Source organism: Hymenobacter nivis, assembly GCF_006439025.1.
GTDB lineage: Bacteria > Bacteroidota > Bacteroidia > Cytophagales > Hymenobacteraceae > Hymenobacter > Hymenobacter nivis_A.
Genome location: NZ_RCYZ01000004.1, coordinates 25,593 through 39,953 on the forward strand (window position 1 = coordinate 25,593; position 14,361 = coordinate 39,953).

At 64.0% G+C, this 14,361-nt stretch carries 11 protein-coding genes; 8 read left to right on the top strand and 3 right to left on the bottom strand.

What is annotated here, in order from left to right; all coding sequences use genetic code 11:
* Window positions 1-186: 186 nt before the first annotated feature.
* The gene (locus tag EAH73_RS10460; RefSeq protein ID WP_140466451.1) at window positions 187-759 is read left to right on the top strand and encodes a hypothetical protein; all 573 of its coding nucleotides are present in this window, start codon (window positions 187-189) and stop codon (window positions 757-759) included.
* Between the two features lie 30 nt (window positions 760-789).
* Here the strand turns inward: EAH73_RS10460 and EAH73_RS10465 are convergent, their stop codons facing one another.
* Together EAH73_RS10465 and topA are read right to left on the bottom strand one after the other, a co-directional pair.
* Window positions 790-1,647, bottom strand: coding sequence for a DUF4846 domain-containing protein (locus EAH73_RS10465; RefSeq protein WP_140466452.1), 858 nt, complete (start codon window positions 1,645-1,647; stop codon window positions 790-792).
* 73 nt (window positions 1,648-1,720) lie between these two features.
* Entirely contained in the window at window positions 1,721-4,240 is a 2,520-nt protein-coding gene (topA, locus tag EAH73_RS10470) for a type I DNA topoisomerase (RefSeq protein ID WP_140466453.1), read from the bottom strand.
* A 259-nt stretch (window positions 4,241-4,499) separates the two neighbouring features.
* Between topA and EAH73_RS10475 the strand changes: the two genes are divergently transcribed.
* The 7 genes from EAH73_RS10475 to EAH73_RS10505 all read left to right on the top strand — a co-directional run bounded on the left by EAH73_RS10475 (window position 4,500) and on the right by EAH73_RS10505 (window position 13,303).
* Window positions 4,500-8,231, top strand: a complete 3,732-nt coding sequence (locus EAH73_RS10475; RefSeq protein WP_140466454.1) for a HAMP domain-containing protein — start codon at window positions 4,500-4,502, stop codon at window positions 8,229-8,231.
* Window positions 8,232-8,267: 36 nt separating this feature from the next.
* On the top strand, window positions 8,268-8,783 hold the full coding sequence (locus EAH73_RS10480) for a chemotaxis protein CheW (protein ID WP_140466455.1): 516 nt from the start codon (window positions 8,268-8,270) through the stop codon (window positions 8,781-8,783).
* 91 nt (window positions 8,784-8,874) lie between these two features.
* Window positions 8,875-9,249, top strand: coding sequence for a response regulator (locus EAH73_RS10485; protein ID WP_140466456.1), 375 nt, complete (start codon window positions 8,875-8,877; stop codon window positions 9,247-9,249).
* A 117-nt stretch (window positions 9,250-9,366) separates the two neighbouring features.
* Window positions 9,367-11,013, top strand: a complete 1,647-nt coding sequence (locus EAH73_RS10490) for a chemotaxis protein CheA (RefSeq protein ID WP_140466457.1) — start codon at window positions 9,367-9,369, stop codon at window positions 11,011-11,013.
* A 69-nt stretch (window positions 11,014-11,082) separates the two neighbouring features.
* Complete coding sequence (locus EAH73_RS10495) at window positions 11,083-11,718, top strand: chemotaxis protein CheC (protein WP_240047213.1); 636 nt, start codon at window positions 11,083-11,085, stop codon at window positions 11,716-11,718.
* A gap of 104 nt (window positions 11,719-11,822) precedes the next feature.
* Window positions 11,823-12,914 (top strand): agmatinase family protein, encoded by a 1,092-nt coding sequence (locus EAH73_RS10500; protein WP_140466458.1) that lies wholly within the window; start codon window positions 11,823-11,825, stop codon window positions 12,912-12,914.
* A gap of 50 nt (window positions 12,915-12,964) precedes the next feature.
* Complete coding sequence (locus EAH73_RS10505) at window positions 12,965-13,303, top strand: phage holin family protein (RefSeq protein ID WP_140466459.1); 339 nt, start codon at window positions 12,965-12,967, stop codon at window positions 13,301-13,303.
* A gap of 76 nt (window positions 13,304-13,379) precedes the next feature.
* Here EAH73_RS10505 and EAH73_RS10510 read toward each other — a convergent pair whose 3' ends face one another.
* A complete protein-coding gene (locus tag EAH73_RS10510) occupies window positions 13,380-14,225 on the bottom strand; it encodes a DUF4349 domain-containing protein (protein WP_140466460.1) in 846 nt (281 codons plus the stop codon).
* Between the last annotated feature and the right edge of the window lie 136 nt (window positions 14,226-14,361).

The following is a 14,361-nucleotide window of genomic DNA, read 5'->3' on the forward strand; positions in this document are numbered from 1 at the left end:
AAGATGCCGTTGCTCACAATCGAAAGCCGCTCCCGCCACGCATTTTGCTGAAGCACCAGTGCTGCCCGCAAGTTGAAGTTGGCGCAGGGCCGGGGCCCGACGCAACGAGGGCGTATCATTGCGGCGCTTTTGCCATGGGTGCGGAAGCGGCCGGCTAATTGTCACTGCCTGGGTTTTGCTGCGTAAATGATGGGACTGCTCTTGAATTGGCTGATCGACTGGATGGCGCATGATGTGTGGCCCATTGTGGGCTGCGCGCTGGGGTTCCTGGCGTCATCGTGGTGGACTTACCGCCAAGTGAGCAAACCAGCCCCGGCCGACCCGCAGCAGCGGCGACGCGCCAAGGCGCGGTCCACCTTCAATCCGCTATTAGTGGCGGTCCTGTTCGGCGTGGGTACCGCGATAACCTACAATAATTTCAAAACCAACCGGCTCTATGCGCGCGGCAGTGCTTATGCCGTGGGCACGGTGACGGGGCACTACGCCATGTCGGAGCGCCGCAGTGCCTACGTGTATTCGGCCGCCGAAGGCTGGCACGAATTGCTGCCGGGTGCCCGCAGCCCCATCACGCTTTACTACACCTACGAGGTGGGGGAGTGGCGCTACCAAGGCCGCGATGTGTACCCCGGCCCCGACAGCAGCTGTCCCCTCACGCCCGGGGCCCGGTGCTGGGTGCGCTACCCTTTGGCCAACCCCCGCCTAAGCCAACTCGTGCTGTTGCCCGCCGACACCGCTGCCCGGCCAGCCGCGTCCCGTTAGCGGCGCCCAGCTCAGCCAGTTGGCTGCCCCTCAAAACCGCCCCAGCTCACTACTTGCAAAGTCCCACTCCGGTGTGGCTACCCGGGCCGCCGCCGGCTGCACCCTAAACCAGGCCCCGAGCGCAGGCTCGGCCACGTTGCGCAGCACATGAACGCTCTGGGCGGGCATGTAGCTTTGGGCCAGTAGCATGAACCGCTGGCCGGTAGCGAGGTTTTCGGCCACGTCCACCACCAGCACGGCGTGGCCCGGGGCCCCCCCGTGGATGAGCACGTCGCCGGGCAACACTTCGGCCAGGAGCACGGGCTCCAGCTCGCGGCGCAGCGACAAAGTGCCCGCGTAGCCGAACGTGGGCACGAGGTAGCGGGCCAGGGCCGCGTGGGTCGGCGTTTCGACGGGCTTGGGCGCCGGTTGCACTTCTTCCTCCACCACCCGGAAAGTGCGGCCGGCCACGTAATCGGAAAACCAGAAATCATAGCCCGTGGTGAGGTGGAAATGCACCCGGTTGGGGTCGAGGGCAAACAGGTACTCGGCCCGCAGCCGGATGACGGCGTCGGCGCACTGCTGAAGGTCGGTGGGGCCCACGTCGATGTCGACCACGGCGGCCACCACGTCCTGGCGGTCCTTCAGCCGGCCGTTGTAGAGGCGGGCGGGCGTGCCAGCGGGGCGCAGGGGCAAGCCGCGCAGCCACGCCCCCCACGTGCCCGCCGCCGCCTCGACCCGCCGGCAGCCAGCCGGCACCGCAAACCGGGCGGCCAGCGCCTGGCCCGGGCGGCCGGGTTGCCCCAGCCACGGGTAAGCAGGGTGCCGGGCGGGGGCCCCTGGGGCCCCCACCGGCAGCCCTAGTAGCTGGGCGGCTAATGCGGCTGTGAACAGGAACGATAACGCCATGGGAGGGAGCCAAAAAAAGCCCGTACTGCACGGGCTTTTTTGGTTGTTAAGGCCCAACGCGGGGCGTGGGGGATTATTTCGCCTCGGCGGTAGCCTTTTTGGCGGCGGCGGGTTTTTTGGCGGCCGTGGTGGCTTTGGCTTTGGCGGCCGGGGCCTTTTTGGCGACCGGCTTCTTCGCCGCGGGCTTTTTGGCGGCGGCCGGCTTTTTCTTGGCGGGCTCGTCGGCTTTTTCCTCCTTAGCAGGGGCCGCTTTCTTGCCGAAGCGGCCGCCCTTGGCCGGCTTGTCGGGCGTGGCCTCTGCCAGCTCCAGGCAGCGTTCCAGCGTCAGGTCGGCTGGCTCTTCGCCTTTCGGAATCTTCACATTTTTCTTGCCCGCCACGATGTAAGGCCCGAAGCGCCCGTTGAGCACCTGAATGTCTGGGTTCTCGGGGAAGGACTTGATGAGGCGCTCGGCGTCGGTTTTGCGCTTATTCTCGATCAGCGCCACAGCTTCCTCGGCGCTGATGGTGTGCGGGTCTTGCTCCTTGGTGAGGGAGAAGAACTTGCTGTCATGGCGCACGTAGGGCCCAAAGCGGCCCAGGTTGGCCGTCATGTCCTTGTCCTCGAACTGCCCCACGATGCGCGGCAATTTGAACAGTTCCAAGGCGTCTTCCAGGGTCAGGTTTTCGATGAACTGGCCTTTGCGCAGGTTGGCGTAGGTGGGCTTCACCTCGCCATCGGGGTCGCCCAGGGCCACGTAGGGGCCGTATTTGCCCAGGCGGGCGGTTATTTTCTCGCCCGTTTCGGGGTGCACGCCCAGCTCGCGGGTGCTGCCCAGGGTGCTGCGCTCAATGTCCTGCCCGGCCTCGATGGTCGCGTGGAACTTGCCGTAGAAGCCGGTCAGCATCTTCGTCCAATCCTCGTGGCCGTTGGCAATCTGGTCGAACTCGTCCTCCACCTTGGCCGTGAACTGGAAATCGACCACCGTGGGGAAGTGCGCCACCAGGAAGTCATTGACCACCATGGCCGTATCCGTCGGGAAAAGCTTGGCTTTCTCCGCGCCGTAGTTCTCCGCCTTGATCTCCGTTTGCACCGCGGGGCCCTCCAGCGTTAGCACGTGGAACTTGCGCTCCTTGCCTTCGCGGGTGTCCTTCTCCACGTAGCCGCGCTTCTGCACCGTGCTGATGGTGGGAGCGTAGGTGGAAGGCCGGCCGATGCCCAGCTCTTCCAGCTTCTTCACCAGCGAGGCCTCGGTGTAGCGGGCCGGCGGGGCCGAAAACCGCTCCGTGGCGCTGAAGCGCAGCAGCGGCAGGTCCTGGCCCACGCTCAGCGGGGGCAGGCCGCGCGAGAAGCTGCTTTCGCCGTCCTTGGCCGCGTCGTCCTCGTCTTCGTCGTCCTTGCTTTCGGCGTATACTTTAAGGAAGCCCTCAAACGTAATCACTTCGCCTGTAGCCGATAGCGTGGTGCCCGGCTGCATGCTAATACCGATAACGGCCGTGGTGCGCTCAATCACGGCCTCCGCCATCTGCGAGGCCAGGGCCCGCTTGCGGATGAGGTCGTAAAGGCGCTGCTCCGAGGCGTCGGCGCCGGCCTTCACAGCCCCAAAATCGGTGGGGCGGATGGCTTCGTGGGCCTCTTGGGCCGAGGCCGACTTGGTTTTGAACGTGCGCTGGTGGTGGTACTCGGCGCCGTAAGCCGCCGTGATGGCGGTTTGGGCACCTGCCTGGGCCTCGCCCGACAGGTTCACCGAGTCCGTCCGCATGTAGCTGATCTTGCCGGCTTCGTACAGCTTCTGGGCTACGCTCATCGTTTGGGCCACCGAGTAGCCCAGCTTGCGCGAGGCCTCCTGCTGAAGCGTGGACGTAGTAAACGGTGCGGCCGGGCTGCGCTTGCCGGGCTTCTTGTCGAGGCTCTCGATTTGGTACGAGGCCCCCACGCAGTTGCCGAGGAAGGCTTCGGCCTCGGCGCGGGTTTTAAAGCGGGTGGGCAACTCGGCCTCTAGCACGGCCCCGCGGCCGGCGTCGAAGCGGGCCACCACGCGGTAGGCACTGGCGCTGAGGAAGTGGCTGATTTCGCGCTCGCGCTCTACCACCAGGCGAACGGCCACGCTCTGCACGCGGCCGGCGCTCAGGCCTGGCTTCACCTTTTTCCAGAGCACGGGGCTCAGCTCGAAGCCCACGAGGCGGTCGAGCACGCGGCGGGCCTGCTGGGCGTTCACCAGGTTCTGGTCCACCTCGCGGGGGCTGGCAATGGCCCCCAGGATGGCGTTTTTGGTGATTTCGCGGAACACGATGCGCCGGGTTTTGGCCGGGGCCAGGTTCAGCGTTTCGGCCAGGTGCCAGGAAATGGCTTCGCCCTCGCGGTCGTCGTCACTCGCCAGCCACACGGTTTCGGCTTCCTTCGAGAGCTTCTTCAGTTGTGCAATCAGCTCTTTTTTATCGGCCGATACCACATAAGTGGGCTTGAAGCCATTGGCGATATCGATGGCATTATTGTCCTTGGGTAAGTCGCGGACGTGGCCGTAGCTGGAGCGCACCACGAAATCTTCGCCCAGGTAGCCTTCAATGGTTTTGGCCTTGGCCGGCGATTCGACGATAACTAAATTCTTAACCATAAAGCGGAAAGGAGTAGAGAGCGAGCATAGGGATGGGTTAGATGTAACGCAGAAACAGCAACCGAAGGTTAGAAGATTACAAGTATAGGGCGTAAAGATGCCGCAATAATCCCATCCAGGGTCCTATCCCTCCACAACAACCCCGCCGCAATCCCGGTTTCGGCCCGGCCCCGCCCGGCCTATCTTTGCAAACACGGCCCGCGCCGGCGACCTTCGCCGGCCCACTGGTCTATTCCTCCCCACGCTACACCCTTCCCCTATGGCTTCCCCCAAAACTCCGCAACCCAAGCCCCGGCGGGCCCCCGCCGCCGCCGCCGCGGAGGAGGCCCTTACTGCCGACGTACTCGACAGCACTCGCACCACCAACGACCTGACCCGGAAGCGTGGTAGCTCGCGCGGCTCCATCGATACCCAGGACCCAGGCTACGTCAACGATCAGCTCAACCGGGTGCTCTACGCGCTCGATGCCTTTAAGAAGGGCGACGTGAGCGTGCGCCTGACCAAGCAGAACGACGATATTTTCTCGGAAATCGCCGAAGCCTACAACTCCATGGTGGCCATGATCGGCGGGGTGGGGGGCGAGGTGTCGCGCATCAGCAAGGTGGCCGGCGTGGAGGGCAACCTCAAGGCCCGCGCCTCGGCTGACGGGGCCTCAGGCTTCTGGCGCGACATGATCAACAACATCAACGGCTTGGTGGACAGCATTGCTGTGCCAGTGCTGGAGGTGGGCAAGGTGCTGAAAAACATCAGCCGCGGCAACCTCGACGAGAGCTTCCAGATTCCGGTGTCGGGCGACTTTAAGGTGATGGCCGAAACCATCAACAAGACGATTGATAACCTGAACGTGTTTGCCTCCGAGGTGAGCCGCCTGGCCCAGGACGTGGGCACCGAGGGCCGCCTGGGCGGCCAGGCCGTGGTGCCCAGCGCTGGCGGTGTGTGGAAGGAGCTGACGGACAACGTGAACACGATGGCCTCGAACCTGACTTCTCAGGTGCGCGATATTGCCAACGTGGCCACGGCCGTGGCCCGCGGCGACCTGAGCCAGAAAATAACGGTGGACGTGAAGGGCGAGCTGTCGCAGCTTAAGCAGAACCTCAACCAGATGGTGGACTCGCTGAACCTGTTTGCCGGCGAGGTGAGCCGCGTGGCCCAGGACGTGGGCACCGAAGGCCAGCTCGGCGGCCAGGCCCTGGTGCCCGGCGTGAGCGGCGTGTGGAAAGGCCTGACCGACAACGTGAACAACATGGCCGCCAACCTGACGAGCCAGGTGCGCGACATTGCCAACGTGGCCACGGCCGTGGCCCGCGGCGACCTAAGCCAGAAGATGACGGTGAACGTGAAGGGCGAAATCCTGGAGCTGAAAAACATCCTCAACCAGATGGTGGACTCGCTGAACGTGTTCGGCGACGAGGTGACGCGGGTGGCGCGCGAGGTGGGCACCGAGGGCAAGCTCGGCGGCCAGGCCATTGTGCCCCGGGCTGCTGGCACCTGGAAAGAGCTGACGGACAACGTGAACACGATGGCCGTGAACCTGACGAGCCAAGTGCGCGACATTGCCAACGTGGCCACGGCCGTGGCGCGGGGGGACCTGAGCCAGAAGATGACGGTGGACGCGCAGGGCGAAATTCTGGACCTCAAGAACATCCTGAGCCAGATGGTGGACTCGCTCAACATCTTCGCCGGCGAGGTGACCCGCGTGGCCCGCGAGGTGGGCACCGAGGGCATCTTGGGTGGCCAGGCCAACGTGCCCCGCGTGGGCGGCGTATGGAAAGAGCTGACGGACAACGTGAACACGATGGCCTCGAACCTGACTTCTCAGGTGCGCGACATTGCCAACGTGGCTACGGCCGTGGCCCGCGGCGACCTGAGCCAGAAAATCACAGTGAACGTGAAAGGCGAGTTGTTGCAGCTCAAGGAGAACCTCAACCAGATGGTGGACTCGCTGAACGTGTTCGGCGACGAGGTGACGCGGGTGGCGCGCGAGGTGGGCACCGAGGGCAAGCTCGGCGGCCAGGCCAGCGTGCCCGGCGTGCGCGGCACCTGGAAGGATTTGACGGACAACGTGAACACAATGGCAGCCAACCTGACTTCTCAGGTGCGCGACATTGCCAACGTGGCCACGGCCGTGGCGCGGGGGGACCTGAGCCAGAAGATGACGGTGGACGCGCAGGGCGAAATTCTGGACCTCAAGAACATCCTGAGCCAGATGGTGGACTCGCTCAACATCTTCGCCGGCGAGGTGACCCGCGTGGCCCGCGAAGTGGGCACCGAAGGCCAACTCGGCGGCCAGGCCAACGTGCCCGACGTATCGGGTACCTGGAAAGACCTGACGGACAACGTGAATACGATGGCGGCCAACCTTACCACCCAGGTGCGTGGCATTGTGGCGGTGGTGACGGCCGTGAGCCAGGGCGACCTGACCCGCAAACTGACGCTGGAAGCGGCCGGCGAAGTGGCCGACCTAGCCGCCACCATCAACCGCATGGTGGACGACCTCAACCGCTTGGCCTCGGAAGTGAGCCGCGTGGCGCGCGTGGCCGGCGCCGAGGGTAAGCTTACCGAGCGCGCCACGGTAACCGATGTATCGGGCTCGTGGAAAGAACTGGTGGATACCCTCAACGCCCTGCTGGAAGCTATTGCCCTGCCGGTGCTGGAAGTGAGCCGCGTGGTGCGCGCCATCTCCGAAGGCGACTTCACCCAACAGGTGGAAGTACAGACGGCCGGTGACCTCGAAACCATGAGCAGCGCCTTGAACCTAGCCGTGGTGAGCGTGAACGACTTGCTGAGCGAAATCAACGATTCGGCCCAGGTGGTGGGCACTTCTTCCGAAGAAATGGTGGAGAAAGGCCAGGCCATGAGCAGCGTGACGGCCAACGTGGCGCTGGCCATGCAGCAGATGGCCGAGGGGGCCCAAAACCAAGCCCTCAAAACCGACCAGGCCTTCAAGCTGATCGAGGAGATTATGCAGGCCACCAAGGAAACGGCCGATAAGGCTGATGTGGTGAACAAATCGGCCATCATGGGCGAGCAAACCTCGCAGCTGGGCCTGAAAACGGTGGCCGAAGTGGTGAAAAACATGGAAGAGATTTCCAGCGCCGCTTCGCAAACCTCGCGCACCATTGAAGTGCTCAGCACCCGCTCGCAGGAGATCAGCAAGTCGCTAAGCGTGATTACCGACATTGCCTCGCAAACCAATCTGCTGGCCCTGAACGCCGCCATCGAGGCGGCCCGGGCTGGCGAGGCCGGCCGCGGCTTTGCCGTGGTGGCCGAGGAAATCCGCAAGCTGGCGGAAAGCTCGCGCAAGTCGGCCAGCGAAATCGGTACGCTGGTAGACGATGTAAAGAAGGACACCACCACCGCCGCCACGGCCATCAGCACGATGGAAGGGCGGGTGCTGAAGGGCAAAAACGCCACTTTCGAGGCCAGTGCGGCCTTTAAGAACATTGCCACCAGCAGCGGCGAAACCCTGCGCACCTCGCGCGACATCCTCACGGCCACTGAAGTGCAGCGCACCTCGATTGGCGACGTGGTGAAGTACGTGGAGGAAGTGGTGGCCATTGCCGAGCAGACCGCCACCGGCACCCAGCAGGTGGCCGGCACGGCCCAGCAACTGAGCACCTCCATGCAAGAGCTGACCACCAGCAGCCAGCGCCTCACCGACATTGCCGACGACTTGCAACTCGGCCTCTCGGCCTTCCAACTCGGCGACTACGTGGAAGCCGAGCCAGAACCAGAGCCCGAGCCCGCCCCGCCGGTGCGCCGCCGCCTCGTTGCCCGCACCAGCAGCAACGGCCAGGGCCCCGGCACCGCCGCCAACGGCCACCAGGCCGCCGGGGCCCCCAAGCCCGCACCCGCACCTGCCCCGGCCGCCAAGCCGGCGGCGCGGGCCGTGCGCAAAACGGCCGCCGCCGGGGCCCCGGCCGCCGCCCCGGCCGCCCCCGCCGCCAAGGCACGCCCGCAAAAAGCGAAGCCCAAAGCCGCTGGTAAGTAAGCCGTTGACTGTTCTATTTGCCTAATTAAATTACCTATGGCCGATTCTGTTCTGCGCCCCGTGGGGGGCAAGGCCGCCCTGGCTGCGCCCGAAGCCACGGTGCAGCTCATCGTGTTTCAGCTGGCCGGCGAGGACTACGGCATTCGCATCGAGCAGGTGCGCGAGGTAACGGCCACGCCCGAGGTGGCGCGCATGCCCAAAACGCCCGCCTTCATCAAGGGCATCGTGAACCTGCGCGGCGACATCATCGCCATCATCGACCTGGAGGAGCGCTTTGGGCTGATGCCCGCCGGGCGGCCCCTGCCCGAGCGCAGCTACACCATTGCCGTAGAAGCCGCTGACTACACCATTGGCCTGGCCGTGCGCGAAGTGCCCCGGCCGCTGCGGCTGCCAGCGGCGGCCATCGAGGCGGCCCCGGAGTTTTTGCAGGACAGCGGGCAGCGCGAGCGCTACCTGGAGGGCATTGCCAAGCTGCCCGATGGTAGCGTAATCATTGTGCTCGACATGCGCAAGTTGTTGACTCCCACCGAGATATTGCGGCTGCCGAATTAACCGGCACCTTTGCCGCCGCCGGCCCGTATAGCAAAGGGCCCCTCGGGGCCCCACCTCCTCTTCATTCTGTTTACTTTTCTGTTCTTTTATAATGAATAAGCGCATCCTCATCGTCGACGACTCCTTTTATATGCGCACGATGCTCAAGAACATGCTCACCGATGCCGGCTATGAGGTGGTGGGCGAGGCCGCCAATGGCCAGCAAGCCCTGGAAATGGCTGCCGCCACCAAGCCCGACCTCATCACGCTGGATGTGATTTTGCCCGACAACACCGGCCTCGACGTGCTGCGCGGCCTGCGCAAAGAAGCGCCCGATGCCAAAGTGGTGATGTGCAGCGCCGTAGGCCAAGAGGTAATCGTGAACGAAGCTATTGAGAATGGGGCCCTGGCCTACATCGTGAAGCCGTTCTCAGAAGAGCGGGTGCTCGAGATTGTAGGGTCGGCGCTGGGTGGCAATGCAGCCTAGCCCTTACGCCCTGAGGGCGGCCCGCCCGGCCCGGTTTGGCGCTGCCAAGCCGATTGGTGCCGGTGCACGCTTTCCCCAGGGCCTTTGGGATGTTGATAAGTACTTAATAATCAGGCCATGACCGCCCGCGAACAGGAGTACCGCGAGATGTTCATGGCCGAGGCGCTCGAATACTACGAAGCCATGGGCCGGCATTTGAGCGAGCTGGAGCGCAGCCCGGCCGACGTGCCAGCGCTCAACGAGCTGTTCCGGCTCATGCACAACCTCAAGTCGAACGCCCGGGCCATGGGCCACACCGCCATCGGCGAGGTGGCCCACCACCTAGAGACGATTTTTGGGCTCATCCGCGACAAGGAGCGCGAATTTGCCGGCTCGCTGGTACCAGTGATTTTCACGGGTCTCGACGCGCTGGGGGCCATGATTCGGGCCGTGGGAGCCGACCAGCCCTTACCCGACGCCACCGACCTGCTCACTAACCTCGACCGCTTGGCGCGGGGCGAGGAGCCCGTGCTGCCCGCTCCCGCCGAGGCCGATGGGGCCCCTGCCGAGGAAGATGGCCGCAAGATGGAGCTGTCGGATCTGGTATACATCCAGGTGCGCAAGCTCGACAAGCTGTTGAACCTAGTGGGGGAGCTGGTGATTGACCGCGACAGGATCTTGACCCTGGCCGAAGAGATTGGCCACCCAGCACTGCAAGCCACCGCCCGCCACCTGTTCCGCATTTCCGACGACTTGCAGTACAGCGTGATGGACGTGCGGCTGGTGGGCGTGGGCGTGCTGCTGAACAAATTCCCGCGGGTCGTGCGCGATGTGGCCACCGCCGAGGGCAAGGAAGTGGAGCTGACCCTAAGCGGCCAGGATGTGCAGATTGACCGCAACGTACTGCAAATCATTACCGATGCGCTGCTGCACCTCGTGCGCAATGGCGTGAGCCACGGCTTGGAGGCCCCCGCCCAGCGCGCAGCGGCCGGCAAACCGCGCGTGGGCCAGCTGCGCCTCTCGGCCCTCACCGAGCGCGACGACGTGCTGATTCAAATTGCCGACGACGGCGCCGGCATCGATACCGAAGTCGTGCGCCGCAAGGCCGTGGAGCGCGGCCTGACCACCGCCGAGCTGGCTGCCACCCTCGACGAGCAAGCCGTGTGGGCCTTTTTGTTTGAGCCCGGATTCTCCACCGCGGCGCAGGTAACCGACATTTCGGGACGCGGCGTGGGCCTCGACGTGGTTAAGCGGGCCCTTGACTCGTTGGGCGGCCAACTGCGCATCGAGTCGGTGCGGGGCCAGGGCACGGCATTTACACTGGTGCTGCCCACTTCCATTGCCGTGAAGGGGGCCCTGCTGGTGGAGCTCGACGGCCGGCCCTATGCCGTGCCGCTGCTGCACACCGACACGGTGCTGGCCCTGCGCCCCGAAGAGTTTTCGGTGGCCGGGGGCCTGCTGCTGGCCCACGTGCAGGGCCAGGCCGTGCCAGTGGTGCCGTTGCGCGAGCTGTTGCATGTGGAGGGCGCTGAGCCCCTGCCTCCCGCCGACAAAAGCCGCCTCCAGGGCCCCCAGCAAGTGCTGGTGGTCAACTATAACAACCGCCGCTTGGGCTTGCTCGTCGACCATTTTCTGCGGCAGCAGAGCATCGTGGTCAAGCCCTTGGGCAAGCCCCTGGATACCATCGACTTGTTTGGGGGCGTGACGCTGCTCGGTAGCGGGCAGGTATGCTTGGTGCTTGACGTACCCGCCCTTACCCGCTTGTTTGTTGCCCGCCGGGCTTAGTTTTCCGTACTGCTGATTTCGTCCTCATCTTTCCCGCCAGACGCCTTAATTGCCCTAGATTAGTCCATTATGAATTTATCAATGACCGAGCTGGAGCGCGACATCATCCGCGAAATTTTGAACATTGGGCTGGCGCGCGCCGCCGACTCGTTCGCTGTGGTCGCGCAGGAGAAGGTGCTGCTTGAGGTACCCAGCCTGGACTTGCTCGAAAGCGAGGATATTTTGCATCGTGTGAAGGAATACGGGGCCAACCATGCCGTTATTCAGTCCGACATTCGGGGCGATTTTACGGGCACCACGCTCATGTTTTTCTCGGGCCAGCACGTGCAGCGCCTCTCGCGTGTCTGCCTGCGGATGCAGGTCTCCGATTCCATTCAGGTCAACGAGCTGCAGGAGTCGCTGCTACTCGAAATCAGCAACATCATTACCGGGGCCCTGGTCACGCAGCTGGCCAACATCCTGAAGGCCCGCATCTACGGGGCCCCGCCGTGCACGTTCACCGGCGACACCGGGGCCCTAATGAACCACTTGGTGCCGAGCGAATCGCTGCAACCGCTCATCTTTTCTATCATCACCCAGTTCTCCGACCAGGGAAACTCGGTGGAGCTGCCGCTAATGCTGTTCTTCGACCGGGCCACGTTCGAGAAAATTCTCGACATCATCCGGGGCTACGATTTCCTGGGCAAGCAATTGGCCGGGGCCTAAAACCAGTGGGCAGTGAACAGCTATCAGTGAGCAATAAAACAAGAGTGCTTAATGACAAATGCTCACTGTTCATTGCTCATTAATAATTGTTAACTGTATTTCCGATGCCTGATTCCGGCTCCGCTGCCCGCGCCCGCAAAATTGCCCAGTTCGACCCCAATGCCCCCGGCGACGCCGAAGGCGGGCTTTTTGGCTTGCCCTTTACGTCCGAAGAAGCCCAGGTAGTGGTGGTGCCCGTGCCTTGGGAAGTGACCGTGAGCTACCGCGCCGGCACGGCTCAGGGCCCCGCCGCTGTGCACGAGGCCTCCTTACAAGTGGACCTCTACGACCCCGACCTGCCCAACGCCTGGCAGTTGGGCCTAGCCCTTGAGGAAGCCGATGCCGAAGTGGCCGCCACCAGCGCCCGCCTGCGCCCGCTGGCCGCCGACTACATCGGTTGGCTGGAGGCCGGTGAGCCCGACGCCGACGCCGAGGCCATGCGCGCCGTGCCCGCCCTCGTGAACGCCGAGGGCGACAAGCTGCGCCAGTGGCTGGCCGCCAAAACGGGGGCCCTGCTCGACGGCGGCCAGTCGGTGATGGTACTCGGCGGCGACCACAGCACGCCGCTGGGCTTTCTTGATGCCTTGGCGGCCCGCCACCCGGAGTTTGCCATTTTGCAAATCGATGCGCACTGCGACCTGCGGCCCTCCTACGAGGGCTTTAAGTACTCGCACGCCAGCATTATGCATAATGCGCTGCTGCTGCCGCAGGTGAAAAAGCTGGTGCAAGTGGGCATCCGCGATTATTGCCAGCAGGAGGCCGAGTTCATCGAGCAGTCGCACGGGCGGGTGGCGTTGTTCGGCCAGCGATTTTTGAGCGAGGAGCGCTACGCCAAGAAATCTTGGAAGAAGGTGTGTGGTAAAATCATTGCCCAGCTGCCGCCCAAGGTGTACCTCAGCTTCGACATCGACGGCCTCGACCCCAAGCTGTGCCCCGGCACCGGCACGCCCGTGCCCGGCGGCCTAGAGTACGAAGAAGCCACGTTCCTCATCCGCAGCATTGTGCGGGCCGGCATCACCATCATCGGGTGCGACCTCAACGAGGTGGCTCCCGGCGATACCGACTGGAACGGCATCGTGGGGGCCCGCTTGCTCTACCAAATGGCCAACTGGATGGCCGTGTCGCAGGGCCGCCTCGCCGCTCGGAAACACGAATAGGGGCCCTGCCGTAAAAGCCGGGTCATTCACCCAAACACCGCATTATTGCCATGCTTAGTTTCATCCTCAAATTCCTACTCACGGCCGTGCTCGTGTACGGCCTGAGCCGCGTGCTGCCCGGGGTAGCCCTCGACGGCGTGGGTGGAGCCGCCATCCTGGTCATCGTGCTGGGCATCCTCAACGCCGTGGTAAAGCCCGTGCTTAGCCTGCTGAGCTTGCCCATCAACATCCTCACGCTGGGCCTGTTCTCGCTGGTTATCAACGTCATCATCATCAAGCTGGCCGACTACATGATGAGCAGCTTCGACGTGCACGGCTTTCTGAACGCGCTGCTGTTCAGCCTGGGTCTGGCCGTGGTGAACACCGTGGTGGACGCCGTACTAGACTAAATATTAATTGATGCCCAGGGGCCCCACCGCTAGCTAATTGCTGGCGGTGGGGCTTTTTTTTCCTATTGGGCAACGCCTAAGTGGCCGTGCGCCGCCGCCAGCGCCGTGCCACCCACCAGCCGGCCAGGCCCAGCACGAACAACGGCCAAATGCTCACCGCACCGATGAGTAGCCCGGTGCTCAGCTCCCAGCCGCCGTACAGGGCCCCCACCAGCCGGCTGCCCAGCGACACCATCGGCGCGTCGGGCGTGGCAATGGGCAGCAGCTGGTAGCAGGTGAGGGTGATGGTGGAGTAGCCTACTTCGTCGTCGAGGGTTTTCAGGCGGCTCTCCGTGCTTTCAATTTCCTCGCGTATCCCGCCCATTTTCTCCTCAATCTCCAGGATATCGCTCACTTTTTTGGCTTGGCCGAGCAGGGCCAGGTACCGTTGCTCCACGGCGCGCTTGCTACGGAGGCGGGCGGCTGCGTCGGCGTGTTCAGCCGTTACATCGTCAGCGGCCAGCTTCTTTTCTTCCACGGTACCCAGGCGAGCCAGGGCCCCCAGCAAGGCATCGAACTGCTCTGCCCGCACCCGCACGGTGGTTTCCTGCCGCCACTCGCCGTCAGCACGGGTTTCGGTGGCGGCGCTGGTGTAGCCCCCGCTGCGGCGCACCAGGCTGTCGAGGCTGGTGCTGGAGCGGGGCAGGCTGGCCACCTTCACCCGTAGCTCGGCGTGGTAGATGCGCAGGCGCGGTGCGGCCGCCCCCGCCGGCTTCAGCGTCGTGGCCTGGGTGGGGTTTGCGGAAATTTCCTCCCGGGCTTCATCCGTGGTTTCCTGAGGCGCCGGGGCCCTAGCTAAGCCGTTTTCTGCCTGTTTGCGTTCCTGGCTGCACCCGCACAACAGCGCGGCCAGCCCAAGGGCAATCCCCAAGGTGTTTTTCATGTTCGTTCAACTGTAAAGTGAAACTGAAAACCAAAAGGCTGCGCAGCCAGGCTTTTATGCCAACGAATGGCCGGAAGTAACCCACCCGGCCACAAAAAAAGCTTCCGGCGGGAGGCCGGAAGCTTCTATTTTTCTA

Excerpts from the sequence above, each read along its gene's own strand:
- EAH73_RS10510 (WP_140466460.1), bottom strand. The coding sequence starts at position 14,225 with ATGAAAAACACCTTGGGGATTGCCCTTGGGCTGGCCGCGCTGTTGTGC.
- EAH73_RS10465 (WP_140466452.1), bottom strand. The coding sequence starts at position 1,647 with ATGGCGTTATCGTTCCTGTTCACAGCCGCATTAGCCGCCCAGCTACTA.
- EAH73_RS10475 (WP_140466454.1), top strand. The coding sequence starts at position 4,500 with ATGGCTTCCCCCAAAACTCCGCAACCCAAGCCCCGGCGGGCCCCCGCC.
- EAH73_RS10480 (WP_140466455.1), top strand. The coding sequence starts at position 8,268 with ATGGCCGATTCTGTTCTGCGCCCCGTGGGGGGCAAGGCCGCCCTGGCT.
- EAH73_RS10495 (WP_240047213.1), top strand. The coding sequence starts at position 11,083 with ATGAATTTATCAATGACCGAGCTGGAGCGCGACATCATCCGCGAAATT.
- EAH73_RS10485 (WP_140466456.1), top strand. The coding sequence starts at position 8,875 with ATGAATAAGCGCATCCTCATCGTCGACGACTCCTTTTATATGCGCACG.
- topA (WP_140466453.1), bottom strand. The coding sequence starts at position 4,240 with ATGGTTAAGAATTTAGTTATCGTCGAATCGCCGGCCAAGGCCAAAACC.
- EAH73_RS10460 (WP_140466451.1), top strand. The coding sequence starts at position 187 with ATGATGGGACTGCTCTTGAATTGGCTGATCGACTGGATGGCGCATGAT.
- EAH73_RS10490 (WP_140466457.1), top strand. The coding sequence starts at position 9,367 with ATGACCGCCCGCGAACAGGAGTACCGCGAGATGTTCATGGCCGAGGCG.
- EAH73_RS10500 (WP_140466458.1), top strand. The coding sequence starts at position 11,823 with ATGCCTGATTCCGGCTCCGCTGCCCGCGCCCGCAAAATTGCCCAGTTC.
- EAH73_RS10505 (WP_140466459.1), top strand. The coding sequence starts at position 12,965 with ATGCTTAGTTTCATCCTCAAATTCCTACTCACGGCCGTGCTCGTGTAC.